We start from the raw sequence: 22,615 nt of genomic DNA, 5'->3' as shown, positions 1-22,615 counted from the left end.
GCGGTGCGTCCGCGGCGCCCGGTCCAGGATGGGTGGGTGCGTGGTGCTCGTCCTGCAGCGTGGGCCGTCGTCGAGCGTGCTGTGCGCGACGTGGCGCGTCTCGTCGTGCCCGTCTCCTGCCCGGGCTGCGACCTGCCCGACGTCGCGTGGTGCGACCCGTGCCTGGCTCCCCTGGGAGGACCGCCGCGGCGCGCCGAGGACGGTGCTCCGCGGCTCGACCGGCTGGACGGTCTGGCGCCGCTGCCGGTGTGGACGCTGGCGTCGTACGCGGGTCCGCTGCGCGAGGTGGTCGTGGCCTGGAAGGACCGGGGGAGGGCCGACCTCGATCGACCCCTGCGTGCCGCGGTGCGTGCGGCGGGCCGCGAGCTGGCGCCGCTGCTGCGCGCCGCGGCCGGACCCGCGGCCGGCCGCGACGGCGAGGTGCGGGTGGTGCCCGCGCCGTCCTCCCTGGGGGCTCGCCGGGCCCGCGGCCGCGAACCCGTGGTGGTGCTCGCCGACGCGTTCGTCGACGGGCTGCGCTCGGCGGGCTGCCGCGCACGCACCGCTCGGGTGCTCGTGCGGGACGGCCCGGCGCGCGACCAGGTCGGCCAGGGGTCGCGCGGTCGGGGGACCCGGCTGACGGCCGTCCGGCCGGGACGTCGTGTCCGGGCGGAGCCACGCGTGCGCGAGCGTGCGGCGTGCGTCGTCGTGGACGACGTGCTCACGACCGGCGCGACGGTCGCCGCGTGCGAGCGAGCCCTCAACGGTGCCGGGCTCGCGGTGCTCGGGGCCTTCGTGCTGGTGGCGACGCCGCCACCCCGAGGCGTCCGCGGGCAGGACGAGCTCGTCGCGGGCGGCCCGGTCGGTTCACCTGTCGTTGGTGCTGCCGACACCCGAGGGTCAGGGTTAGGCTGAGGACCAGTCGCCGCGGACGTGCGGGAGCCCAGGACACCTGTGCCCGTCGCCGCGCGAGCGAACCGAGCGCGACACCGTGACACGGCTGTCGCGGGGAGGTGGTGGACCACCGGCACCCGGCGCGGGTGCCCCGCACTCATTCGGACCGGGCTCGGCTCGACGGCCGGGTCCCGTACACCCCAACGCGGAGGCTCACATGGAGATCGTCGTCGTCGGCAGGCACACGGAGGTGGCGGACCGGTTCCGCCGTCACGCGGAGGACAAGCTCGCCAAGGTCCAGCAGCTCTCGCCCAGCGCACAGCGCGTGGACGTCGAGGTGACGCACGAGAACAACCCGAGGCTCTCCGGGGTCCGCGAGCGCGTCGAGCTGACCGTGCGGGCGAAGGGGCCCGTGGTCCGGGCGGAGGCCGCTGCGGACGACCGGTTCGGAGCCCTCGACCTCGCGATGGAGAAGCTGGCGGAGCGGCTGCGCCGGGCACGTGACCGGCGCAAGGACCACCACCGCAACCACACGGTGACGCCCCCGGTCGACGTCCGGCCGTTCGACCCGGCCGAGCACGGTGCACCGGAGCCGCCCGCGCCGACGACGCCGAGCCACCCCGGCGAGGCCGTCGAGACGACGATCGGGGACGGGGACTCCCCGATCGTGATCCGGCAGAAGCTCCACTCCGCCGAGCCCATGACGATGGACGACGCTCTGTACGAGATGGAGATGGTCGGGCACGACTTCTACCTCTTCGTCGACGTCGAGACCTCGCGACCGTCCGTCGCCTACCGTCGGCGCGGGTGGACGTACGGCGTCGTCGCGCTCGACACGGCGTGCGACTGCGCCGAGCAGAAGGTCGAGAAGTCCGCCTGACCTCGGTCTGACGCGTAGGTCGCCAGGTAGGCGTCCTACGGCGTCAGGTACGGCGTGCTCGCTCCGGACGAGGTGGGGGCGGGCGTGGGGCCCGTGTGGGTGGCCCGGGGCAGGATCGGGACGTGGTCACTCTCGAGTCGATGTCGCTCGCGCAGGCACGTCGCGTCGCGCTCGCCGCCCAAGGACTGCATCGGCCACGGCCGTTCGGTTCCCCTGGCGGCGCGGCGCGGGCCGGCGCACCCACGATGCGGCACGTGCAGGGGGTGATCGACCGGCTGGGGCTGCTGCAGATCGACTCCGTGAACGTGCTCGCCCGCGCGCACCTCATGCCGCTCTACGCGCGGATCGGTCCCTACGACACGGGGCTGCTCGACCGCGCCGCGGGCCGTGCGCCCCGCCGTCTGGTCGAGACCTGGGCCCACGTCGCGTCCTACGTGCCGCCGAGCACGTGGCCGCTGCTCGAGTGGCGTCGCCGGCGCTACCGCACCGAGGCGTGGGGATCGATCAGCTCGGTCGAGATGAGCCACTCGGCGGCGGTCGAGGACGTCCGTCGGCTCGTGACCGAGCGCGGACCTGTCACCGCGAGCGAGGTGCACGCGATCCTCGAGGCCGAGGGGCGCTCGCACCCTCGAGACATGTCCCGGTGGGGCTGGAACTGGACCGTGGCCAAGCGGGCGCTCGAGTTCCTGTTCTTCACCGGGGAGGTCACCTCGACGCGTCGCAACGCGGCGTTCGAGCGGTGCTACGACCTCACCGACCGGGTCCTGCCGCCGGCGGTGCTCGCGCTCCCGCCCGTGGCGGACGCCGACGCGGTGCGGGCGCTGCTGGAGATCGGCGCGCGCGCGCACGGGGTCGGGACGCTGCGCTGCTTCAAGGACTACTTCCGCATCGGCGGCCCGGGCGTGCGGACCGCGCTGGCCGAGCTGGTCGACGCCGGCACGCTGCGCCCGGTCGCCGTGCGCGGCTGGGACGAGCCCACGTACCTGCACGCGGATGCGGTGCTGCCGCGTCACGCGACCGCGACGACGCTGCTCAACCCGTTCGACCCGGTGGTCTTCGAGCGCACGCGCCTCGAGCGGCTCTTCGGGGTGCGCTACCGGATCGAGATCTACGTGCCGGCAGCGAAGCGGGTCCACGGGTACTACGTGCTGCCGTTCCTCGAGGACGGTGACATCACGGCGAGAGTCGACCTCAAGGCCGACCGCCGGGACGGGGTGCTGCGCGTCCTGTCCGCGCACCGAGAGCAGGCTGCCGGCACCGCGACGGCCGGTCGGCTCGCCGCCGAGCTGCGTGTCCTCGGTGCGTGGCTCGGGGTGCCCGACGTGGACGTCGCCCCGTCCGGAGACCTCGCCCCGGACCTGTCCGCCGCGGTCCGCGGCGCGGGCTGACCCGACGCGACGGGCCGGTTCGTCGTCGGCGAACGGGCGGGCGGGACGCGCCGGTCCCCGACTCGCCTACGATGGTCTGTGACGTTGCCGACGTCCCACCCGTGCACCACTGCGCGGTGCGGGCGCGGCACCCTCCCGGTCCACCCGGCCCGGGGACGCGATCGATACGGGAGTTCTGCGTGCCTGCGATCCTCGATAAGGTCCTGCGCTTCGGCGAGGGTCGGATCCTCAAGAAGCTGTCCGGTCTGGCCGACCAAGTCAACAAGCTGGAGCCCAGCTTCGAGGATCTCTCCGACGAGGAGCTCCGCGAGGAGACCGACCGGTTCAAGGCGCGCATCGAGGACGGGGCGTCCCTGGACGACCTGCTCCCGGAAGCCTTCGCGGCCGTGCGCGAGGCGTCGCGCCGCACGCTGGGCCAGCGCCACTTCGACGTCCAGCTCATGGGCGGTGCAGCGCTGCACCTCGGCAACATCGCCGAGATGAAGACCGGTGAGGGCAAGACGCTGGTCGCGACGACGGCCGCCTACCTCAACGGGCTCGAGGGCAAGGGCGTGCACGTCATCACGGTCAACGACTACCTCGCCAAGTACCAGAGCGAGCTCATGGGTCGTGTCTTCCGGTTCCTCGGGCTGACGACGGGCTGCATCATCTCGGGCCAGACGCCGGCCGAGCGGCGCGAGCAGTACGCCGCAGACATCACGTACGGCACGAACAACGAGTTCGGGTTCGACTACCTGCGCGACAACATGGCCTGGTCGCCCGACGACCTCGTCCAGCGCGGCCACAACTTCGCCATCGTCGACGAGGTGGACTCGATCCTCATCGACGAGGCGCGGACGCCGCTCATCATCTCCGGTCCGTCGTCGGGTGACGCGAACCGCTGGTACGGCGAGTTCGCCAAGGTCGTGCGCCGGCTGAACGTCGAGCAGGACTACGAGGTCGACGAGAAGAAGCGCACGGTCGGCGTCCTGGAGCCGGGGATCGAGAAGGTCGAGGACTACCTCGGCATCGACAACCTCTACGAGTCGCTCAACACGCCGCTCATCGGCTTCCTCAACAACGCGATCAAGGCCAAGGAGCTGTTCAAGCGCGACAAGGACTACGTCGTCCTCAACGGCGAGGTCATGATCGTCGACGAGCACACCGGTCGCATCCTGCCCGGCCGCCGCTACAACGAGGGCATGCACCAGGCGATCGAGGCGAAGGAGGGCGTGCAGATCAAGGCGGAGAACCAGACGCTCGCCACGATCACGCTCCAGAACTACTTCCGTCTCTACGCCAAGCTCGCCGGCATGACCGGTACGGCCGAGACCGAGGCCGCGGAGTTCCAGGGCACGTACAAGCTCGGTGTCGTGCCGATCCCGACGAACCGTCCGATGCAGCGCATCGACCAGGCCGACCTCGTCTACAAGAACGAGGACGGCAAGTTCGACGCCGTGGTCGCCGACATCGTCGAGCGGCACGCGCACGGGCAACCGGTGCTGGTCGGCACGACGAGCGTCGAGAAGTCCGAGCTCCTGTCGGCGAAGCTGAAGAAGCAGGGCGTCCCGCACGAGGTGCTCAACGCGAAGCAGCACGCGCGCGAGGCCTCGATCGTCGCGCAGGCCGGCCGCAAGGCAGCCGTCACGGTCGCGACGAACATGGCCGGTCGCGGTACGGACATCATGCTGGGCGGGAACGCGGAGTTCATGGCCGTCGCAGACATGGAGTCACGTGGGCTCGACGCCGCGGAGAACGCCGAGGAGTACGAGGCCGCCTGGCCCGACGCGCTCGAGAAGGCGAAGGCGGCGGTCGCGGCCGAGCACGACGAGGTCGTCGAGCTCGGTGGCCTGTACGTCCTGGGTACCGAGCGCCACGAGTCACGTCGGATCGACAACCAGCTCCGCGGTCGATCCGGACGGCAGGGTGACCCGGGGGAGTCCCGGTTCTACCTCTCCATGCAGGACGACCTCATGCGGTTGTTCAACTCCGGTCTCGCCGAGTCGATGATGAACCGCGCGGGCTTCCCCGACGACGTCCCGCTCGAGTCCAAGATGGTCACCCGCGGCATCGCGAGCGCGCAGGGCCAGGTCGAGTCCCGCAACTTCGAGATCCGCAAGAACGTCCTGAAGTACGACGACGTCCTGGCCCGGCAGCGCACCGTCATCTACGACGAGCGCCGCCGCGTGCTGGAGGGCGAGGACCTGCAGGAGCAGGTGCAGCACTTCCGGACCGACGTGCTCACGGCCTACGTCGAGGGCGCGACGGCCGGGGGCAACCCGGAGACGTGGGACCTCGAGGCGTTGTGGACCGCTCTCAAGGCCGTCTACCCCGTCTCGATCGAGGTCGACGAGGTCGTCGAGCAGGCAGGAGGACCGACGCGGCTGTCGAGCGAGCTCATCCTCGAGGAGATCCTGTCGGACTCGAAGATCGCCTACGAGAACCGCACCGAGTCGCTCGGCGAGGCGAACATGCGCCAGCTCGAGCGGCGCGTCACGCTGTCCGTGCTCGACCGCAAGTGGCGCGAGCACCTCTACGAGATGGACTACCTCAAGGAAGGGATCGGGCTGCGTGCGATGGCGCAGCGCGACCCGCTGGTCGAGTACCAGCGCGAGGGCTTCCAGCTCTTCCAGGCCATGACCGAGGCCATCAAGGAGGAGACGGTCGGCTACCTGTTCAACCTCGAGGTGAAGGTCGCCGAGCCCGGCGCCGCGCCCGAGGGGCAGCCGCCGGTGATCGACGCGGCCAACGCGGCTCAGGTGGCGCGCTCGGCGAGCGGTCAGGCGCTCGCCGGAGGCGTGTCCGCCGCAGCGGTGCAGGACGCGCCCGTCGAGGACGCACCCGTCGCCGACGAGAGCGTGCAGGACGCACCGGTGCAGGACGCACCGGTGCAGGACGCGCCCGCCCAGGACGCGCCCGCCCAGGACACGGCTGCCCAGGACACGGCCACGCAGGACGTGCCGGTCGAGGAACCCGCGGCTGCCCAGGACCGGGGCAACGGGGTCCTGCTCGCGAAGGGCCTCGACGGCCCGGACCGTCAGGTGCCGTTGTCGTACAGCGCGCCGAGCGAGGACGGCACGGGGGAGGCCGTCGTGACCGGTGCGTCGAGCCGCCGGTCGCGTCGTGCGCTGCACGGTGAGGCGGCATCGGTCGAGAGCGACGGGCGGACCTTCCCGGGAACACCCCGCAACGCGCAGTGCCCGTGCGGCTCGGGCAAGAAGTACAAGGTCTGCCACGGCAGGAACGAGGAGTAGGCGCGTCCCGGGTCACCGCGCGCGGGGAACCCTCGTCGTCTCAGCCGATCTCGAGCACGACGACGCGCCACACGCCTCGTCGTAGCTCGAGACGCGCTGCTGCTGCACGCACGCGGTCCCCGTCCTGGACGACGACCGTGGCCTCGGCGACGGACTCGCCGAGCCGCACGACCCGGGCGCGGCGGACGCTGACGGGCCGCGTCGTCGGCTCGGGCGCGCCGGCCGTCACGGGGGTGAGCGCCCGGGCGTCGACGACGAGGCGGGCCCGCCGTGCGAGCGCGTCGTAGATCTCGGGGGTGACCCACCGGGCGAGCTGGTGGACCGTGCGTTCGCCGCGCAGCACCTCGACGGCGGCACGGACGACCGCGCAGCACAGAGCACGCGGGTCGGCGACGGGGCCGGGTGCGGTCGCCTCGCCGAGCGGGCGTCGGCGGACGAGGTGCTGCGGGACGTGGGGCGCGAGGGTGTCGATCTCCGGGGCGGCGCGTTCCCCGATGCAGCGCAGGAGCCGTGCCGGGGAGGGTGCGGCGGGGACGTCCGCGGTGCGGGCGCGCGTCGTGGAAGACGGCGCAGAGAAGGACGTGACGGTCGGTGCGGTCATAGCCGTGCTCCTTGTGCTCGTGACGGTCAGGCGGGCGGCGGGACGAGGACCTGGCCGGGTCGGATCAGGTCGGGGTCGTCCCCGACGACGCCCCGGTTCGCCGCGTACCAGCGCTCGACCTCGGCACCGACGTCGGCGGCGGACGCGTCGGCCGGGAGCTGCCGAGCGGCGATGCTCCACAGGTTGTCGCCACGGACCACGACGACCTCCGCGGGGTTGGTGGTGCCGGTGGGAGCCGGCTGCTGCGCGCGCCGGACCGTGAGGACGGCGTCGCGGGTCTGCGCGGGCACGGACGGGGCCGCCGCCGCGGCGGCGGGCGCCGGTGCGGGGACGTCGGTCCCGCGCGCCGACGCGGCCTCGGGGGTGTCCGGAGCGCTCGTCGGAGCGTTCTCCACGACCGTCTCGGTGGTCGAGGTGGACGTGCTCGCGCCCGTCGTCGTGCTCGACGGGCTCGGAGCCGGACGTGCCGTGCCGCCTCCGTGGTCCGCTGCGGCGGCGGGATCCGGCACGCTCTCCGGCTTCTGCCCGGCGTCGGCCGCCGCCGGGGTCTGCCTGGCGTCGGCAGTCGCGGCCGCGGGCGCCTCCCGCCAGCCGAGGTCGACGGCGACCGCGCTCTGCTGCTCGGGCGGCTCGAGCTCTGCGGCCTGTGCGGTCCCGGCTCCCAGCACGAGGCCAGCACCGACCGACAGGCTCACGCCGACGCGCGCCGCGCGCCGGACGACCGCGGGCGCGTGCCGCACGAGCAGGCGCTCGCCGCGCGCCCAGGAGCGCCCTCCGGCCCGCACGAGGACGCAGAGGAGGGCGAGCAGGGAGGCCAGTGCCAGCCAGCCCGCCGCGAGGATCCCCACCGCGAGCGCGAGCAGCTCGAGGCAGTCCTCGACGCGCAGCGGGGCGAGATCGGCCGCGACCACCCCCGCTCTCCAGGCGAGGACCGCGGTCGCCACGCCCGTGACGAGCGCGAGGAGCAGCACCCTCGCGGCGGACGACGCGTCGGCTGCCGGAGCCGGTCGTACCTCTCCGTCCAGGTCCGGTCGTGTCCGTGCTCCCATGGTGCTCCCCGATCCGCTGGACGTGCCGTGCGCATGTCTGCTGCTTGATGTGACTCGATATCTTCAGATGCTGTTTGATGTTGTTTGATCGTCCTCAAGCCATCTAAGCGGCAATGGGCATGGGTGTCCAGCGACTTCTCGTGATGTGGACGGCTGCGACAAGGCAGGGGTGGGTGCCCGCTACGGTGTGCGCGTGCGATGGGAGGCGCTGTTCGACGATCTCGCGGCGCAGCTGGTCGCGGCGGAGCGCGCGGACCGTGACGTCGCTGTCGCCGACCTCACGCGCGCAGAGCACGCGACGATCACGTTCGCGGAGCGGCTGCGCGACACCCGGGACGTCGTGACGCTCGAGCTGCGGGACGGTTCGCGTGTCTCGGGTCGGCTGCACGATCTCGGCACCGGTTGGCTGCTGCTCACGGACGCGACACGCCAGCACGTGGTCCTCACCTCGGCAGTCGTCACGGTGCAAGGACTCGCGCGGACCGCGCGACCTGCCCCGGGTCCTCGGGGCGACGGCTACGGGGTGGGCCACGTGCTGCGCGCGCTGATGCGCGACCGTCGGCCGGTACAGGTGAGCACCCTCGCGGGCGTCCATCCCGGCTGGATCGCGAGGGTCGGCAAGGACCACCTGGACCTCGAGGTCGCCCCCGGGCAGTCGCACGGGACCCGGACGGTGCCCTTCGCCGCGCTGGTGTGCGTGAGCGAGTCGGACGGGGGGACGGGCACCAGATGACCGCACCGCAGGGGGAACGGTGCAGCGACCGCTCGGTGCGCGGGGTGTCAGGCCTCGAACTCGCCCGCGTCGATGCGCTGGCGGGTCTGGGCGTACAGGCGCTGGATGTAGGTCTCGAGCTCCGACGCCTCGACCCGCCACTGACCGCGACCGCCGACCTGGATCGCGGGGAGCTCGCCGGAACGGACGAGCGCGTACGCCTGCGCCGCAGAGATGTTGAGCTCCTCCGTGACGTCGGCGAGTGTGAGGAAGCGCTGTGCCATGGCCCAAGTCTGGCACGCGCTCCTCGCCGGGACGCTGTTCTCCACAGGGCCTCGGCACGGTGGCGCCCGAGCCACCATCATGACCTCGGAGCGCACCCGCGCTCTTCGACGCCACGGACGGGACGACGATGACTCAGACGATCCACCCTGCCCCGCCAGACCGGCCCGAGCTCGCGGAACGCGACGGCGCACGGCCCGGCGCGGCATCACCCACGGCGTCGCGGCTACGTCGACCTACCTGGCGCGACCCGCGCCTGCTGATCGGCGTCGTCGTGATCGCCTGCTCGGTCGCGCTCGGGTCGTGGGCGGTCGGCTCGGCGAGCCGCACGGTGCCGGTCTACGCGGCTGCCGGCGTGCTCCTGCCGGGCGACCCCGTCGCCGCACAGGACCTGCGCATCGTCGACGTCCAGCTGGGTCCGGTGGACGACGGCTACGTGCACGCGGACGCGCCGCTGCCGGACGACGCGGTGATGCTCCGGGCGCTCGAACCGGGCGAGCTCGTGCGCCCGTCCGCCTACGGGAGCGCGGAGGATCTCGAGGTGCGGTCGGTCGCCGTCCCGGTGACCACCGGGCTGTCGGACCGGATCGCCCCGGGGACGCAGGTCGACCTCTGGTACGTCCCGGCGGAGGACGCCGCGGAGGGTGACGACGACGCGCCCCGCGACCCGGTCGAGCTGGTCTCCGACGTGACGGTCGCGCAGGTCGACGAGGGCGGCGGATCGTTGGTCGCGGGCGGTCCCGTCACGGTCCACACCCTGGTGCCAGTGGCCGACCTGCCGACCGTCCTCAGCGCGGTGACCGGTGAGGGCGACCTCGCCGTCGTCCCCCGGGGCGGTGCCTGATGGCGGGGGCGACGGCCGTCGCGACCGTCCTGTGCGCGGTGCGTGGGCCGGGCGAGGCAGGCGTCGTGACGGCGCTCGACGCGCCCGGCTCCGGACTGCAGGTGACGCGGCGCTGCGCCGACGTCGTCGAGCTCCTCGCGGCTGCCGCGGCCGGTGCCGGTCGGGTCGCCGTCGTCTCGGCGGACCTGCCGTCGCTCGACCGGGACGCGATCGCGCACCTGCACGCGCACGCGGTGCGGGTCGTGGCGATCGCCGGCCAACCGTGGGAGCGTGACATGCTCGTGACGCTCGGCGTGGACACCGTCGTGGACCTGTCGGCACCCGCCGCCGGGCTGCGCGACGCGGTCCGCGACACGGCGCGCGGCGCCTCCGCGGCACCTGGCGGGCCGGCCCTGCCGCCGACGGCCCCCCAGGAGAGTGCCCTCGGGTCACAGGCTCCGCGCGACGGCCGCCTCGTCGCCGTCTGGGGACCGACGGGCGCACCCGGACGCACGACGCTCGCGGTCAACCTCGCCGCGGAGCTGTCGGGACCCCGCGCCCCGGGCAGGCGTCCGCGCCGCGCACGTCGTGCGGTCTCTGAGGTCGACCTGCCCGCGACGGCTCCCCGCGGGCCGGAGGCGGACGTCGTCCTGGTGGACGCCGACACGTACGGAGGGACGATCGCGCAGCGCCTCGGGCTGCTCGACGAGTCGCCCGGCCTGGCGGCGGCGGCCCGGGGCGCTGCGCAGGGCATGCTGTCCGCGGCCACGCTCGCGCGCCTGACGCCGGTCGTCGCGCCCCGGCTGCGCGTCCTGACGGGTATCGCCCGCGCGGCCCGCTGGCCCGAGCTGCCCGGCCCGTCCCTCGACGCCGTGTGGGACGTGACCCGCACGCTCGCGGACTGGACCGTCGTCGACTGCGGATTCTGCGTCGAGCGCGACGAGCTGCTGAGCTATGACACCCGCGCGCCGCAGCGCAACGGGGCGACGCTCAGCGCCCTGTCCGCGGCCGACGCGGTCGTCGTGGTCGGGTCCGCCGACCCGGTCGGACTGCAGCGTCTCGTCCGGTCGCTGGACGAGCTCGCCGACAGCGGCGTCGCGCTCTCCGCGGAGCGGGTCGTCGTGGTGAACCGGGTCCGCGCGGCCGTCGTCGGACCGCGTCCGGAGAGTGCGGTGCGCCTGGCGATGGAGCGTTACGCGGGAGTCGCCGACCTGTTCGTCGTCCCGGAGGACGGCGCGCTCGACGTCGCGCTGCGCGAGGGCAGGACGCTCCCGGAGGTGTCGCCGAGCGGGTCGGCGCGGCGCGCGGTGGCGCGGGTCGCGGAGCACCTGCGCGAGGTCGTGCCCGCGCGCCCCGCTCCCGGGAGCGCCGCGCGCAGCCTCGAAGCGGCACACTGATCCCATGCGCATCTACCTGCCCGCGACCCTGGACGAGCTCGACGACGTCGTGCTGACGCGCGACGCCGCGCGGTGGACCGTGCGGCCCCGGGGCGCGCACGCGGTGACCACGGCGCTGACCCGCGAGCTGCCCGACGAGGACGACGAAGGCCTGGAGTTCGCCGCGGCGCTCGAGGCCGCAGACGACTCGCTCGCCCTGGTCGCCGCGCGGCCGGGCGCACCGCGTCAGCGGCTCGTGGTGACGCTCGAGGTGCCCGACGCCGCGGTCCAGCTCGCGGGGCCGGGCGGATCGGCGCGTCCGGCGGGCACCGACGACGAAGACCTGTCGCCGAGCGCCGTCGACATCGTGCAGACCGTGCCGGACGTGGCCGTCGTGTGCGTGCACGTCGACGAGGTCGAGGCAGCGCCGGACGTGGCAGCGGTCCTCGCCGCAGCGGACGGTGACGGTCCGGACGCGGACGCGGCGCTCGACGCAGCGCTGGAGCGTGTCACCGACCGTGACCTGCTCTGGTACGACTGGTCCGAGATCGCGGCGGTCCCGCGGGCCTGAGGTCAGGCCTCGGGCCGCGCGCCGCTCGCGTGGACGGTGTCGCCGATCCGCTCGAGCACGGTGTCCTGGAGCAGCCCGTTCGTCGCGACGGCGTTGCCGCCCCACGGCCCCGGGGTGCCGTCCAGCGACGTGAACCGTCCGCCGGCCTCCGTGACGATCGGGACGAGCGCGGCCATGTCGTAGAGCTCGAGCTCCGGCTCGGCGGCGGCGTCGGCCGCACCCTCGGCGACGAGCATGTACGACCAGAAGTCGCCGTACCCGCGCGTGCGCCACGCGTCGTCCATGAGGCCGAGGAACGCGTCGAGACGGCCCTGCTCCTTCCACCCCGTCAGGGACGAGTAGGCGAGCGAGGCGTCGGACCACTCCGCGACCCCGGAGACCTGCAGGCGCGAGGCGGCGGCGAGCGACTTGCCTGTCCACGCGCCGGTCCCCTTCGCCGCCCACCAGCGCCGCCCGAGCGCGGGTGCGGACACGAGGCCGACCACGACGTCGTCGCCGTCGGCGAGCGCGATGAGCGTCGCCCACACCGGGACGCCACGCACGTAGTTCTTCGTCCCGTCGATGGGGTCGATGATCCAGCGGCGCGAACCGTGCCCGGTCTCGCCGAACTCCTCGCCCACGATCGCGTCGCGCCCGCGCGCCCTGCCGAGCTGGGCCCGGATGATCTCCTCGGCGGTGCGGTCGGCGTCGCTCACCGGGGTCGAGTCCGGCTTGGACTCGACGTGCAGGTCGAGCGCCTTGAAGCGCGACATGGTGTGGGCGTCGACCTGGTCGGCGATGACGTGGGCGAGGCGCAGGTCGTCGTCGTATCCGCGCGTCGAGGGGGTGACCATGGGTGACACCGTAGCGGTCAGGCGCCGCCGGTGCGGGACGCGAGCACCCGGCGGAAGGACTCGACCCTCGCGGCGCGTGCGTCGCGGGTCGGCGCGTCGGGCGACGCGGTGACCCAGTCGTCGAGCGCGCAGTCGGGAGCGTCGTCGAGGTGCGTGCACCCGCGCGGGCACTCGGCGGCGACCTCGGCGAGGTCCTCGAACGCGCTCAGCAGGTGGTCCACCTCGACGTGCGCGAGGCCGAACGAGCGCACGCCGGGGGTGTCGATGACCCACCCTCCACCGGGCAGCCGCAGCGCGACGGCAGACGTCGACGTCTGCCGGCCCCGGCCCGTGACCTGGTTGACGACGCCGGTGGCGCGGCCGGCGTCGGGCACGAGCGCGTTCACGAGCGTCGACTTGCCCACGCCGGAGTGCCCCACGAACACCGACTCGCGGCCGGCGAGCGCGTCCCGCACCGCGTCGAGCGGCTCGATCTCCCAGTCGTCGTCCGTCGTCGGTACGCGCCGCGTCACGACCACCGAGACGCCGAGCGGCTCGTACAGGGCGCGCAGGGGGGCGGGATCCGCGAGGTCCGCCTTGGTCAGGCACAGGAGCACGTCCATGCCGGCGTCGTACGCGGCCACGACGCACCGGTCGATCATCCGCGTCCGCGGCTCGGGCTCGGCGAGCGCGGTGACGATCACGAGCTGGTCGGCGTTGGCCACGATGACCCGCTCGTAGGGGTCCGTGTCGTCGGCGGTACGACGCAGCACCGACGACCTCTCCTCGATCCGCACGATGCGCGCGAGGGTGCCGGCGTCGCCGCTGACGTCGCTCACGATGCCGACGCGGTCCCCGCACACGACGCGGGTCCGACCGAGCTCGCGGGCCTTCATCGCGGTCACCGTGCGCTCGTCGGCACCTGCGGAGGAGTCGCCCCCGACGTCCTCGCCCCCGACGAGCAGCGTGTACCTGCCGCGGTCGACCCCGATCACGAAGCCCGACACCGCGTCCGCGTGCTCGGGGCGCTGCTTGGTGCGCGGCCGGCTGCCCCGCTTGGTGGGGCGGGACCGGAAGTCCGACTCGTCGGGTAGCCGGCTCATCAGCGCGTCGCCGCTCCCACGGACGCACCGGCCAGCATGCGGTCCCACATGCCCGTGAACCCGGGCAAGGTCTTGGCGGTCGTCGCCACGTCCTGGACGACGACGCCCGGGACGCGCAGTCCCAGGAGCGCGGCCGAGGTCGCCATCCGGTGGTCGTGGTACGTACGGAACGTCGCCCCGTGCAGCGGCCTCGGCGTGATGACGAGCCCGTCGCGGGTCTCCTCCGCCTGCCCCCCGAGGCGCGTGATCTCGCTCGCGAGCGCCGCGAGCCGGTCCGTCTCGTGGCCGCGCAGGTGCGCGATGCCGCGCAGCCGGCTGGGGGAGCCGGCCAGCGCGGCGAGCGCCGCGATCGTGGGCGCGAGCTCGCCCGCGGCGTGCAGGTCGACGTCGACACCGCGGACCTCTCCCGTACCGGTGACGGTCATGACACCGTCCGCGAGCGTCGCGTGCCCGCCCATGGCGGTGAGCAGGTCGCCGAGCATCGCACCCGGCTGCGTCGTCGTCGTCGGCCACCCTGCGACGCGCACCGTCCCACCCGCGACGAGTGCGGCCGCGAGGAACGGCCCGGCGTTGGACAGGTCGGGCTCGACCCGGACGTCGCGCGCGGCGATCGTGCCCGGCTCGACCCGCCAGATCGAGGCCCGTGAGTCGTCGACGACGACGCCCACGTCGCGCAGGACCTGCACCGTCATGTCGATGTGGGGCATGCTCGGCAGGGTCCGGCCGGTGTGCCGCAGCGTCAGGCCCTGGTCGAACCGGGCGGCGGCGAGCAGCAGCCCGGACACGAACTGGCTCGACGCCGACGCGTCGACGTCGACGGACCCGCCTCGCACGTGGCCGCGCCCGCGGATCGTGAAGGGCAGCGTCGTCGGCGCGCGGCCGGACGTGACCGGGCCGCCCTCGCCGGCTCCCACCCCGACGTCGAGCGCCTGCAGGCCCGCGAGGACGGGACCCATGGGGCGCACCCGCGCGCCCTCGTCGCCGTCGAACCGGACCGTCCCGTCCGCGAGCGCCGCGACCGGGGGCAGGAACCGCATGACCGTGCCCGCGAGCCCGCAGTCGACCTCCGCCGGCCCTCGCAGCGGGCCGGGCGTCACGCGCAGCTCGCTCGCGGCGTCGCCCTCGGCGACCTCGACGCCGAGCGAGCGCAACCCCGCCACCATGAGGTCCGCGTCGCGCGAGCGCAGCGCGCCGCGCAGGACGCCGGGCCCGTCGGCGAGCGCGGCCAGCACCAGCAGGCGGTTCGTCAGGGACTTCGACCCGGGCACCTCGACGGTCGCGTCGAGCGGTCCGCCCGCGACGGGCGCGGGCCAGCCGTCCCCGTCGGCGGCAGGGGTGGCGGGGGAGTCGGGGCGCACGTCGGTCATGGCCCCAGGCTAGTGGAGCGTCGCGGCCCGACGGCGGAGCGTCCGCCGCTCAGGAGACCGTGGCCCGGACGGCGTCGCCGGCGTCGTGCACCGCGTGCGACACGCTCGCGGCCGCCTGCTCGGCGGACGTGCGCGCGGACCTGGCCGCCTTGCGTGCGGACCGACCGGTCTGGTGCGCAGCGTCCTTGGCGCTCGCGACGAGCGCCTCCTGCTTGGCGTCCTTGGCGAGCGCGAGGTCGTGCCGCGCCTTCGCCAGCCGCCACTGGACCCCGGGCCGGCCCTCGTAGTCCGCACCGGCGATGAGCGCGGCCCCGATCGCGCCGATGTTCGTGACGAACCGACGGGTCCGCTCTGCCCGCGTCGCCTCGCCGGAGGTGAAGGGCTGGTTCACCACCGCGAGCGGGACGGTGAGCGCCGCGAGCGCGAGGGACGCGGTCCGCGGCGCCTTGCCGACGGCGAGGCAGAGCCCGGCCAGCGCCGTCGCCGCGCCGTGCGCACGGACGAGGGCGGTGACCTGCTTCTCGCTGAGCGGTGCCTCGACGCCGACGCTCCGTTCGACGAGCTCGACACCGCTCCGGGCCGCGCGGACGTGCTCGGCGGGGCGGATCGCGGCCTGGACGCCGTCGTAGACGAACCACGAGGCCAGCATCGGCCTCGCGAGCTGACGAAGCAGCATCGGCATGGGGGACTCCTTCGCAGGTGGGCGTTCTGTCCCAGCCTGCCTCGCGCGGCGCCGCCGCGCCACCCGCCACGGCTCGTCGGCGGGAACTCCTCGCCGCGCGGGGCCGTCGGGAATGGGACGGGCCGGGGAACCGTTGGAGAGGTCGTGACATGCGTTCTCGAGCACCAGGTCCAGCCGCCGTCCGTGGCCCTGCGACCGTCCGCACCCGCGCAGCCCACCGCCGGCTGGCCCACCACGCGCGTTCTCGCTGTCGGCTCGCCGGACGGACGGGGCCGTGGAGGACTAGGCTCGTCGGTGATGACGACGCCACCCACCTCCGCCCCGGACGCGAGCAACGACGCGAACCCGGACGAGAGCACCGAGACCGACCGTGCGCCCGCGGCGGAGAGCGACGCCGCGCGTGCCGCCCGGTTCGAGCAGGACGCCCTGCAGTACCTCGACCAGCTCTACTCCGCGGCCCTGCGCATGACGCGCAACCCGACGGACGCCGAGGACCTCGTGCAGGAGACGTTCGCCAAGGCGTTCGCGGCGTTCCACCAGTACCGACCGGGGACGAACCTCAAGGCGTGGCTGTACCGGATCCTGACGAACACGTTCATCAACACCTACCGCAAGAAGCAGCGTGAGCCGCAGAAGGCGCAGACGGACGACGTCGAGGACTGGCAGATCGCCCGGGCGGCGTCGCACACGTCCCAGGGTCTGCGCTCGGCCGAGGCGGAGGCGTTGGACCGGCTCCCGGACTCCGACGTCAAGCGTGCCCTGGCCGAGCTCCCGGAGGATCGGCGCATGGTGGTGTACTACGCCGACGTCGAGGGCTTCCCCTACAAGGAGATCGCGGAGATCATGGGGACACCGATCGGAACGGTCATGTCCCGCCTGCACCGCGGCCGGCGTCAGCTGCGCGAGCTGCTCGCGGACTACGCGACCAGGCGCGGCCTGGTCGGAGCGAAGAACGCCGGAGGTGAGTCGTGAGCACGGGCCAGCACGCACAGGAGAGTGACGCGGGGGCCACGGTCACCCCCATCCCGCACTCGACGCAGGGGCAGTCGGAGTGCGAGCACGCGCTCCTGCACCTCTACGAGTACCTGGACTCGCAGATGACGCCGGAGGACGAGCAGCAGATGCGCGCGCACGTCGCACACTGCTCGCCGTGCCTCGCGGAGCTGAGCGTCGAGGAGCTCGTGAAGCGTCTCGTGCAGCGGTCCTGCCACGAGCAGGCGCCCGCGGGGCTGCGGGCACGCATCCACGCGCAGCTGACCGTGATGACGGCGACCTCGATCACGACCACCACCACCACCGCGGTGATCGAGGAGCGCTGAGCGCTCGTCCCAGGGACGACGAAGGCCCGGACCGACGGTGTCGGTCCGGGCCTTCGTGCTGTGCTCGTGTCGCCTCAGGCGTTGGGGCGCTTCCCGTGGTTCGCTGCGTTGCCCTTGCGGCTGCGACGCTTGCGTCCGCGCTTGCTCATGGTGTTCTCCCGTGGGGTCTCGTGCGGGGATCGGGCCCCGACTGCCTTCCATGGTCCCACACAGGACACCTTGCCCTGCGGGCGAACGCGATATATCGTGTCTGTCTGACGCGATATATCGCGTGTGGCCGGTTGGACGGCTCCCAGGAGGACGGAACACAGATGAACGGCGAGAGCTGGACCGTCGACGGTCCCCAGATCATCGACCTCGAGCGCGTCGGCTCGCTCGACGCGACGGTGCTCGGAGGGCGCGTCGACGTCGTCGCCCACGACGATCCCGGGCGCACCGACGCGCGGGTCGAGGTCCACGCGGTCGACGGACGTCCGCTCGAGGTCGAGTACGCGGGCGACGCGCTCCGGATCGGGCACGGCCCCGTCAGCGTCGGATGGCGGGGCTTCGTCGAGCGGTTCCGCTCGTACACGGGGACGGACGCCGCGGAGATCCACGTGGCGGTGCCGGCCGGCACCCAGGTCCGGGTCCGGACCGTGACGGGGGAGGCGCTCGTCGCCGGGCTGCACGACGGCGCGTACCTGGCGACGGTCTCCGGTGCGCTCGTCGCGAGCCGGACCTGCGGCACGCTCCACGTCGACACCGTCTCGGGTGACGTCGCGGCGAGCGAGCACGACGGACGCCTGGAGATGGAGTCGGTCTCCGGGGCTCTGACGGCGACCGGCGCGCTGAGCGAGCTGACCGTCGACTCCGTGTCGGGCACCGTGACGGTGGCGACGAGCACGACCCCGTCCGTGGTGCGCGTCAACGCCGTGTCCGCGGACGTGCTCGTCCGCCTCCCGGACCCGGACCTGATGGACTACGCCGTCCGCTGCCTGAGCGGACGCGTCGTCGTGGACGGCGAGGCGCAGCACGTCTCGTTCGGCTCCTTCACACGGGCGGCCGTGCACGGCCCCGGGCGACCGGTCGAGGTGACAGCCGTCTCCGGCGGCGTCACGGTCCTGCGCGGTGCCCACGACGGCGCCGTCCCCGCGGCGCCGGTCGACGACGGGGCGGTCGGTCGCTGATGGCCACCGTGTTCGCCCACGGGCAGCTCCGGCTCTACCTGCTGGCCCTCCTCGCGTCCGGGCCCAAGCACGGGTACGAGCTCATGACGGAGCTCTCCCAGCGGTTCGGCGGGACCTACCGCCCGAGCGCGGGAACCATCTACCCGCGCCTGGCCCGGCTCGAGGAGGACGGCCTGGTCGTGCGCAGCGAGGACGGTCGCAAGTCGACCTACGAGCTCACCCCCGCCGGGCGGGCGGAGCTCGCAGCCCGGCGGGACGACGTCTTCGCGCTCGAGCACGACATCACCGAGACGGTGCGACGCCGCGCGCAGGCGTTGCGCGCCGACGTCCAGGGGTCCCTCGCGGGGCTGCGTGCCGAGCTCACCGCGGCGGCCCGGTCCGCGCGCGAACGTCCCGACGCGAGCGAGGGGCGTCGGCGCGACTCGGCCCGGCGTCGCGCGGAGGCCGAGGTCGCGCTGCGCCGGTTCCGGGACGAGGTCCGGGCCGACCTGCGCCGCGCCGACGCGTCCGGCGCGGTCACGGACGTGTCGCTCGACACGCTGCGCACCGTGCTCGACGGCGCGCGCGACGCCGTGCGCGCGACCCTTCCCTGATCCGCACGAACCACACGAACCGACCACAGGAATCCCGACCCGAGGAGAGTGCACATGACTACAGAGTCCTGGGTGATCAACGCCCCGCAGAACATCGACGTGGACGAGGTCCGCCGCGTCGTCGTCCAGCTGAACGCCGGTTCGCTCGACGTCGTGGCCGACCCGGCGCGCACGTCGGGAGCGCACGTCGAGGTCGCCGAGATCTCCGAGCGACCGCTGCAGGTGAGCGCGCACGACGGCGACCTGAGGATCGGCTACGACTTCTCGGGCTTCGAGGGGATCGTCGAACGTGCCAAGGGCATGCGCGACAAGGACAGTGCCACGGTGCGCCTGACCGTCCCCGTGGACGTCGCGCTGAAGCTCTCCACGTCGGTGGCCGCCACGACCGCGACCGGCACGCGCGGTGCGCTGACGGTCGCGACCGCGACGGGACCGGTGCGCGTGCAGGGCTCCAGCGGCGCCGTCTCCGTCAAGACAGCATCGGCGTCGGTCGACGTGCTCGAGCACCTCGGCGACGTGCGCGTGAGCACCGGGTCGGGAGCCGTGAACCTGGTCGGGACGCTCGGCCGCGCCTCGGTCTCGACGGTCTCGAGCAACGTGGAGATCGTCGCGCGCGAGCAGACGCCGCTCGTCGAGGCGAAGACGGTCTCCGGGGACGTCGCCGTGCGGCTGGGCCCCGAAACCCCCGTCAACATCCGGGCGCGCAGCGTGAACGGCAAGGTGGTGCTCGACGGCGCCCCGCTCGAGAGCTCGGCGCAGCGCTCGACCAAGGTCGACCACGTCGACCCGCGCGGCGCCGCAGCGGCGTACGTGTCGGCGCGGACGGTCTCGGGGGACGTCACCGTCTCACGCGGCTGAGCCCGCGCCCCGCGGGACACCCGACGCCGCGGCTCAGGCCGCGGCGTCGGGCAGCCCGAGCCAGGCGTGCCAGCCGGTGTGCAGCACGAGCCACGCCATGAGCCCGTAGCCCGCCTGCCCGGGGAGGCCGTTGCCGCTCTGCGCCAGGTCCGCGAGCCACTGCTCGTGCGTGACCAGCGGGCTGAACGTGTCCACGTACGGCACCCGGCGGCGGTTGGCGACGTCGGCGAAGGCGTTGGACAGCTCGGCCAGGCGGGGGCCGTCCTGCGGACGGCCGGGCGGAGGGCCGACGACGAACGTCTGCAGCCGCTGGGAGTCCGCCACGTCGAGGATGTTCGCCAGGTTGAGGCGCGACCGCGCGACGGACAGCCCCGCGTCCAGGTCGTGCCGTCCGAGCCCGACGACGAGGCGGTTGTCGACGTCCGGGTCCGTGGCGAAGCGCCGTACCGTCTCGGTCTCCCAGCGCTGGCTGAGCGCGGTCGTGGTCTCGCCCGGGATCGCGAGCGGGAAGACGTAGGCGGGGTGCGGGAAGTGCGTGCGTGCCACCACCCTGCCCGCCCACCCCAGGGCTTTGGCGTCCCCGGCGCCGGCGCACAGCTCGTCGCCGACGACGCAGATGCGAACTTCTCGATGAGCGGCGTCCTCCACGGAGCCATTGTCGCCGACGCGGGGGCCGGCGGACGACCCGTCCACGTCTCAGCGGCGTGTCGGGGGGCCGCCCGCTCCGCCGTCGCCGCGCGCGCGGCTCACAGCAGCGTCGCTCCCCACGTGACCTCGTGGGTCTGGCCGGTGGTCAGCCGGACGAGCCGGTCGCCCGTGCGGAACGCGTCCGCGATGCAGCTCATGGGTTCGGCGGCGACGCCTGACCGGCGGAACGCCGGGTCGACGTGGTCGCCCGTGCAGACCTGCCATGTGTCCATGGTGGAGTCCATCCAGATCGCCGCCGTGCGACCGTCCGGGGCCGCGAGCCGTGTCCAGGACAGGCCGTCGTCGTCGCGGAGCACGTCCACGTACGCGTCGTCGAGATCCACCCCGGCGAGCGGGCGGGCCTCGCGCAGGTCGAACGAGCCCGACGCCGGCTCCGTGCCCGTCGGCAGCAGCCGGTCGTCGGTCGTGACGCGCGTCGTCGCGTCCAGGCGGAGCGTGCACTCGTCCAGGTCCGCGCCGTTCGGGGACAGCCACGGGTGGAAGCCGACGCCGTACGGCGCCGCCCCGGGTCCCACGTTGGTCGTCCGGACCCGCACGTGCAGCCCGTCGTCCCCGAGCGAGTACGTGACGCGCGTGACGACGGAGAACGGGTAGCCGGGGGTCGGGACGAGGGCGAGCTCGAGCGTGACGGTGGCGACGTCGTGCTCGACGACGCCCCACCGCTGCCAGCAGGCGAGCCCGTGCAGCGCGGTGCCTCGGCGCGGCTCGGTGATCGGCACCTGGTACGCCGTGCCGTCCAGCTCGTACGCGCCGTCGCGCAACCTGTTGGGCCAGGGCACCAGCACACCGCCGTTGAAGGCGGGCGAGAGCTCGTCGGCCGGGAACGGGACGAAGACGGGTCGGCCGCCGACGGTGTACTCGCGCACGGCAGCTCCGACCTCGGTGATCGTGGCGGCGTGGTCTCCGTGGACGATGCGGAGCTGGGCTCCGGTGGGGGCGTAGGTGTTCACGCTCACATACGGTACTCGGCGCGCGCGGGTGCGGGATCGACCGGCTCCCGTCAGACTCGGTGGTCGGGCGCGCGCACCGCCGCGCCCGACGCAGCACGAGGAGGAACGATGGAACGACGAGTGCTCGGACGCACGGGACGACTCGTCTCGGTCGTCGGGTTGGGGACCTGGCAGCTCGGTGCCGACTGGGGAGACGTCAGCGAGGCCGACGCCCGTGCGGTGCTCGACGCGTCCGCCGAGGCCGGCGTGTCCTTCTTCGACACCGCCGACGTCTACGGCGACGGGCGCAGCGAGCAGGTCATCGGCTCCTACCTCGCCGACAACCCGGGCCACTCGATCACCGTCGCGACGAAGATGGGTCGCCGCGAGGAGCAGGACCCCGACAACTTCACGCTCGCGAAGTTCCGCGAGTGGACCGACCGGTCGCGGCGCAACCTGGGCACCGAGCGCCTCGACCTCGTGCAGCTGCACTGCCCGCCGACCGACGTGTACTCGCGCGACGAGGTGTACGATGCGCTCGACACCCTGCGGGCGGAGGGCGCGATCGCGTCCTACGGCGTGAGCGTGGAGACCGTCGACGAGGCGCTGACGGCGATCGCCCGGCCCCACGTGGCGTCGGTGCAGATCATCCTCAACGCGTTCCGGCTCAAGCCGCTCGAGCAGGTCCTGCCTGCCGCCTCGGACGCGGGGGTGGGCATCATCGCCCGCGTCCCGCTCGCGTCCGGCCTGCTCTCGGGGAAGTACACCCGGACCACGACCTTCGCGGACGACGACCACCGCTCGTTCAACCGGGACGGCAGCGCGTTCGACGTCGGCGAGACCTTCTCGGGCGTGGACTACGAGACCGGGGTGCGGGCCGCGGGCGAGTTCACCGCTCTCGTGCGCGACCGGCTCGGCGCCGACGTGACGCCCGCGCAGGCCGCCATCGCGTGGATCTGGCAGCGCTCCGGCGTCTCCACGGTCATCCCCGGCGCACGGAACGTGGACCAGGCACGCTCGAACGCGGTCGCGGGCTCGCTCGACGTGCTCGGACCGCTCTTCGCGTCCGGCGTGCGCGAGATCTACGACGAGTACCTCCGGGGGCAGATCCACGACCGGTGGTGAGCCTGCGTCGGCGCGTCGGCGCGTCGGCGCGTCGGCGCGTCGGCAAGGTCGCGGTCTGTGCGTGCGGCGGCCGGGCGGGGAGGGGCGGCGGCGGGTCTTCCATCCGCCCGCTCGTTCCTCGCGGGCTCCCGCCAGGCCCGCCACGACCCGCCGCCGCCCCTCCCC

The 22,615-nt window shown here is 73.7% G+C and carries 24 protein-coding genes and 1 pseudogene; 15 read left to right on the top strand and 10 right to left on the bottom strand.

The genetic code is table 11. The features are described from left to right. The first annotated feature begins 36 nt into the window (after nucleotides 1-36). The 5 genes and pseudogenes from IF651_RS16875 to IF651_RS18395 all read left to right on the top strand — a co-directional run bounded on the left by IF651_RS16875 (nucleotide 37) and on the right by IF651_RS18395 (nucleotide 6,374). On the top strand, nucleotides 37-894 hold the full coding sequence (locus IF651_RS16875) for a ComF family protein (RefSeq protein ID WP_191830293.1): 858 nt from the start codon (nucleotides 37-39) through the stop codon (nucleotides 892-894). A gap of 196 nt (nucleotides 895-1,090) precedes the next feature. Then, entirely contained in the window at nucleotides 1,091-1,753 is a 663-nt protein-coding gene (hpf, locus tag IF651_RS16870; protein WP_191830292.1) for a ribosome hibernation-promoting factor, HPF/YfiA family, read from the top strand. A 140-nt stretch (nucleotides 1,754-1,893) separates the two neighbouring features. Next, nucleotides 1,894-3,141 carry a winged helix-turn-helix domain-containing protein gene (locus tag IF651_RS16865; RefSeq protein ID WP_191830312.1) on the top strand — a complete coding sequence of 416 codons (1,248 nt, stop codon included), beginning with the start codon at nucleotides 1,894-1,896 and terminating at the stop codon, nucleotides 3,139-3,141. A gap of 179 nt (nucleotides 3,142-3,320) precedes the next feature. Continuing rightward, nucleotides 3,321-5,816, top strand: a pseudogene (gene secA, locus IF651_RS16860) (preprotein translocase subunit SecA); the annotation flags it as partial. Continuing rightward, entirely contained in the window at nucleotides 5,808-6,374 is a 567-nt protein-coding gene (locus IF651_RS18395; RefSeq protein WP_479682365.1) for an SEC-C metal-binding domain-containing protein, read from the top strand. The pseudogene secA and the gene IF651_RS18395, both read left to right, overlap by 9 nt. Nucleotides 6,375-6,414: 40 nt before the next feature. Here IF651_RS18395 and IF651_RS16855 read toward each other — a convergent pair whose 3' ends face one another. Both IF651_RS16855 and IF651_RS16850 read right to left on the bottom strand, forming a co-directional pair. Continuing rightward, nucleotides 6,415-6,975, bottom strand: a complete 561-nt coding sequence (locus IF651_RS16855; protein WP_191830290.1) for an Rv3235 family protein — start codon at nucleotides 6,973-6,975, stop codon at nucleotides 6,415-6,417. Between the two features lie 26 nt (nucleotides 6,976-7,001). Further along, on the bottom strand, nucleotides 7,002-8,024 hold the full coding sequence (locus tag IF651_RS16850; protein WP_191830289.1) for a LysM peptidoglycan-binding domain-containing protein: 1,023 nt from the start codon (nucleotides 8,022-8,024) through the stop codon (nucleotides 7,002-7,004). A gap of 193 nt (nucleotides 8,025-8,217) precedes the next feature. Here IF651_RS16850 and IF651_RS16845 point away from each other — a divergent pair, with 193 nt between their 5' ends. Then, nucleotides 8,218-8,757, top strand: coding sequence for a hypothetical protein (locus IF651_RS16845; RefSeq protein WP_191830288.1), 540 nt, complete (start codon nucleotides 8,218-8,220; stop codon nucleotides 8,755-8,757). A gap of 47 nt (nucleotides 8,758-8,804) precedes the next feature. On the opposite strand, the gene IF651_RS16840 is transcribed toward IF651_RS16845, so the two are convergent. Further along, nucleotides 8,805-9,020, bottom strand: a complete 216-nt coding sequence (locus IF651_RS16840; RefSeq protein WP_191830287.1) for a helix-turn-helix domain-containing protein — start codon at nucleotides 9,018-9,020, stop codon at nucleotides 8,805-8,807. A gap of 128 nt (nucleotides 9,021-9,148) precedes the next feature. Between IF651_RS16840 and IF651_RS16835 the strand changes: the two genes are divergently transcribed. Genes IF651_RS16835 through IF651_RS16825 form a run of 3 tightly spaced genes read left to right on the top strand, consistent with a single transcriptional unit; the run spans nucleotide 9,149 to nucleotide 11,788 of the window. Continuing rightward, the gene (locus IF651_RS16835) at nucleotides 9,149-9,862 is read left to right on the top strand and encodes a CpaB family protein (protein ID WP_191830286.1); all 714 of its coding nucleotides are present in this window, start codon (nucleotides 9,149-9,151) and stop codon (nucleotides 9,860-9,862) included. Next, nucleotides 9,862-11,238, top strand: a complete 1,377-nt coding sequence (locus tag IF651_RS16830) for a CpaE/TadZ family protein (RefSeq protein ID WP_191830285.1) — start codon at nucleotides 9,862-9,864, stop codon at nucleotides 11,236-11,238. Before IF651_RS16835 ends, IF651_RS16830 begins: the two co-directional genes overlap by 1 nt. A 4-nt stretch (nucleotides 11,239-11,242) precedes the next feature. Beyond that, on the top strand, nucleotides 11,243-11,788 hold the full coding sequence (locus IF651_RS16825; protein ID WP_191830284.1) for a DUF6912 family protein: 546 nt from the start codon (nucleotides 11,243-11,245) through the stop codon (nucleotides 11,786-11,788). A gap of 2 nt (nucleotides 11,789-11,790) precedes the next feature. On the opposite strand, the gene hisN is transcribed toward IF651_RS16825, so the two are convergent. From hisN to IF651_RS16805, 4 genes are read right to left on the bottom strand one after another with little or no spacing between them, the layout of a single operon-like run. Continuing rightward, nucleotides 11,791-12,621, bottom strand: a complete 831-nt coding sequence (gene hisN, locus IF651_RS16820; RefSeq protein WP_191830283.1) for a histidinol-phosphatase — start codon at nucleotides 12,619-12,621, stop codon at nucleotides 11,791-11,793. A 17-nt stretch (nucleotides 12,622-12,638) separates the two neighbouring features. Continuing rightward, nucleotides 12,639-13,703: a ribosome small subunit-dependent GTPase A gene (rsgA, locus tag IF651_RS16815; RefSeq protein ID WP_191830282.1), complete on the bottom strand. Its 1,065-nt coding sequence runs from the start codon at nucleotides 13,701-13,703 to the stop codon at nucleotides 12,639-12,641. Further along, nucleotides 13,703-15,070 carry a 3-phosphoshikimate 1-carboxyvinyltransferase gene (gene aroA / locus IF651_RS16810; RefSeq protein ID WP_191830281.1) on the bottom strand — a complete coding sequence of 456 codons (1,368 nt, stop codon included), beginning with the start codon at nucleotides 15,068-15,070 and terminating at the stop codon, nucleotides 13,703-13,705. The genes rsgA and aroA overlap by 1 nt, the downstream gene beginning before the upstream one ends. A 49-nt stretch (nucleotides 15,071-15,119) precedes the next feature. Beyond that, a complete protein-coding gene (locus IF651_RS16805; protein WP_241744563.1) occupies nucleotides 15,120-15,752 on the bottom strand; it encodes a DoxX family membrane protein in 633 nt (210 codons plus the stop codon). A gap of 183 nt (nucleotides 15,753-15,935) precedes the next feature. On the opposite strand from IF651_RS16805, the gene IF651_RS16800 reads away from it, so the two are divergent. Continuing rightward, the gene (locus IF651_RS16800; protein WP_422110503.1) at nucleotides 15,936-16,724 is read left to right on the top strand and encodes a sigma-70 family RNA polymerase sigma factor; all 789 of its coding nucleotides are present in this window, start codon (nucleotides 15,936-15,938) and stop codon (nucleotides 16,722-16,724) included. After that, nucleotides 16,721-17,071: a mycothiol system anti-sigma-R factor gene (gene rsrA, locus IF651_RS16795; RefSeq protein ID WP_191830279.1), complete on the top strand. Its 351-nt coding sequence runs from the start codon at nucleotides 16,721-16,723 to the stop codon at nucleotides 17,069-17,071. Before IF651_RS16800 ends, rsrA begins: the two co-directional genes overlap by 4 nt. Before the next feature lie 74 nt (nucleotides 17,072-17,145). Here rsrA and IF651_RS18375 read toward each other — a convergent pair whose 3' ends face one another. Beyond that, nucleotides 17,146-17,220, bottom strand: coding sequence for a 50S ribosomal protein bL37 (locus IF651_RS18375; RefSeq protein WP_099052597.1), 75 nt, complete (start codon nucleotides 17,218-17,220; stop codon nucleotides 17,146-17,148). A 162-nt stretch (nucleotides 17,221-17,382) separates the two neighbouring features. Between IF651_RS18375 and IF651_RS16790 the strand changes: the two genes are divergently transcribed. The 3 genes from IF651_RS16790 to IF651_RS16780 are packed head-to-tail and all read left to right on the top strand — an operon-like array spanning nucleotide 17,383 to nucleotide 19,688. Continuing rightward, nucleotides 17,383-18,237: a DUF4097 family beta strand repeat-containing protein gene (locus IF651_RS16790; protein WP_191830278.1), complete on the top strand. Its 855-nt coding sequence runs from the start codon at nucleotides 17,383-17,385 to the stop codon at nucleotides 18,235-18,237. Further along, nucleotides 18,237-18,830 (top strand): PadR family transcriptional regulator, encoded by a 594-nt coding sequence (locus IF651_RS16785; protein WP_191830277.1) that lies wholly within the window; start codon nucleotides 18,237-18,239, stop codon nucleotides 18,828-18,830. The genes IF651_RS16790 and IF651_RS16785 overlap by 1 nt, the downstream gene beginning before the upstream one ends. 54 nt (nucleotides 18,831-18,884) lie before the next feature. Then, a complete protein-coding gene (locus IF651_RS16780) occupies nucleotides 18,885-19,688 on the top strand; it encodes a DUF4097 family beta strand repeat-containing protein (protein ID WP_191830276.1) in 804 nt (267 codons plus the stop codon). Nucleotides 19,689-19,721: 33 nt separating this feature from the next. Here IF651_RS16780 and IF651_RS16775 read toward each other — a convergent pair whose 3' ends face one another. Next, on the bottom strand, nucleotides 19,722-20,336 hold the full coding sequence (locus tag IF651_RS16775) for a GDSL-type esterase/lipase family protein (RefSeq protein WP_191830275.1): 615 nt from the start codon (nucleotides 20,334-20,336) through the stop codon (nucleotides 19,722-19,724). A gap of 98 nt (nucleotides 20,337-20,434) precedes the next feature. Further along, on the bottom strand, nucleotides 20,435-21,346 hold the full coding sequence (locus tag IF651_RS16770) for an aldose 1-epimerase family protein (protein WP_191830274.1): 912 nt from the start codon (nucleotides 21,344-21,346) through the stop codon (nucleotides 20,435-20,437). 108 nt (nucleotides 21,347-21,454) lie between these two features. Here IF651_RS16770 and IF651_RS16765 point away from each other — a divergent pair, with 108 nt between their 5' ends. Then, the gene (locus tag IF651_RS16765; protein WP_191830273.1) at nucleotides 21,455-22,450 is read left to right on the top strand and encodes an aldo/keto reductase; all 996 of its coding nucleotides are present in this window, start codon (nucleotides 21,455-21,457) and stop codon (nucleotides 22,448-22,450) included. Nucleotides 22,451-22,615 lie beyond the last annotated feature (165 nt).

It is taken from the genome of Cellulosimicrobium arenosum, from assembly GCF_014837295.1.
Lineage (GTDB): Bacteria > Actinomycetota > Actinomycetes > Actinomycetales > Cellulomonadaceae > Cellulosimicrobium > Cellulosimicrobium arenosum.
Note: the sequence above shows the minus strand (reverse complement) of the source record. Positions and strands in the feature narration are given on the sequence as shown.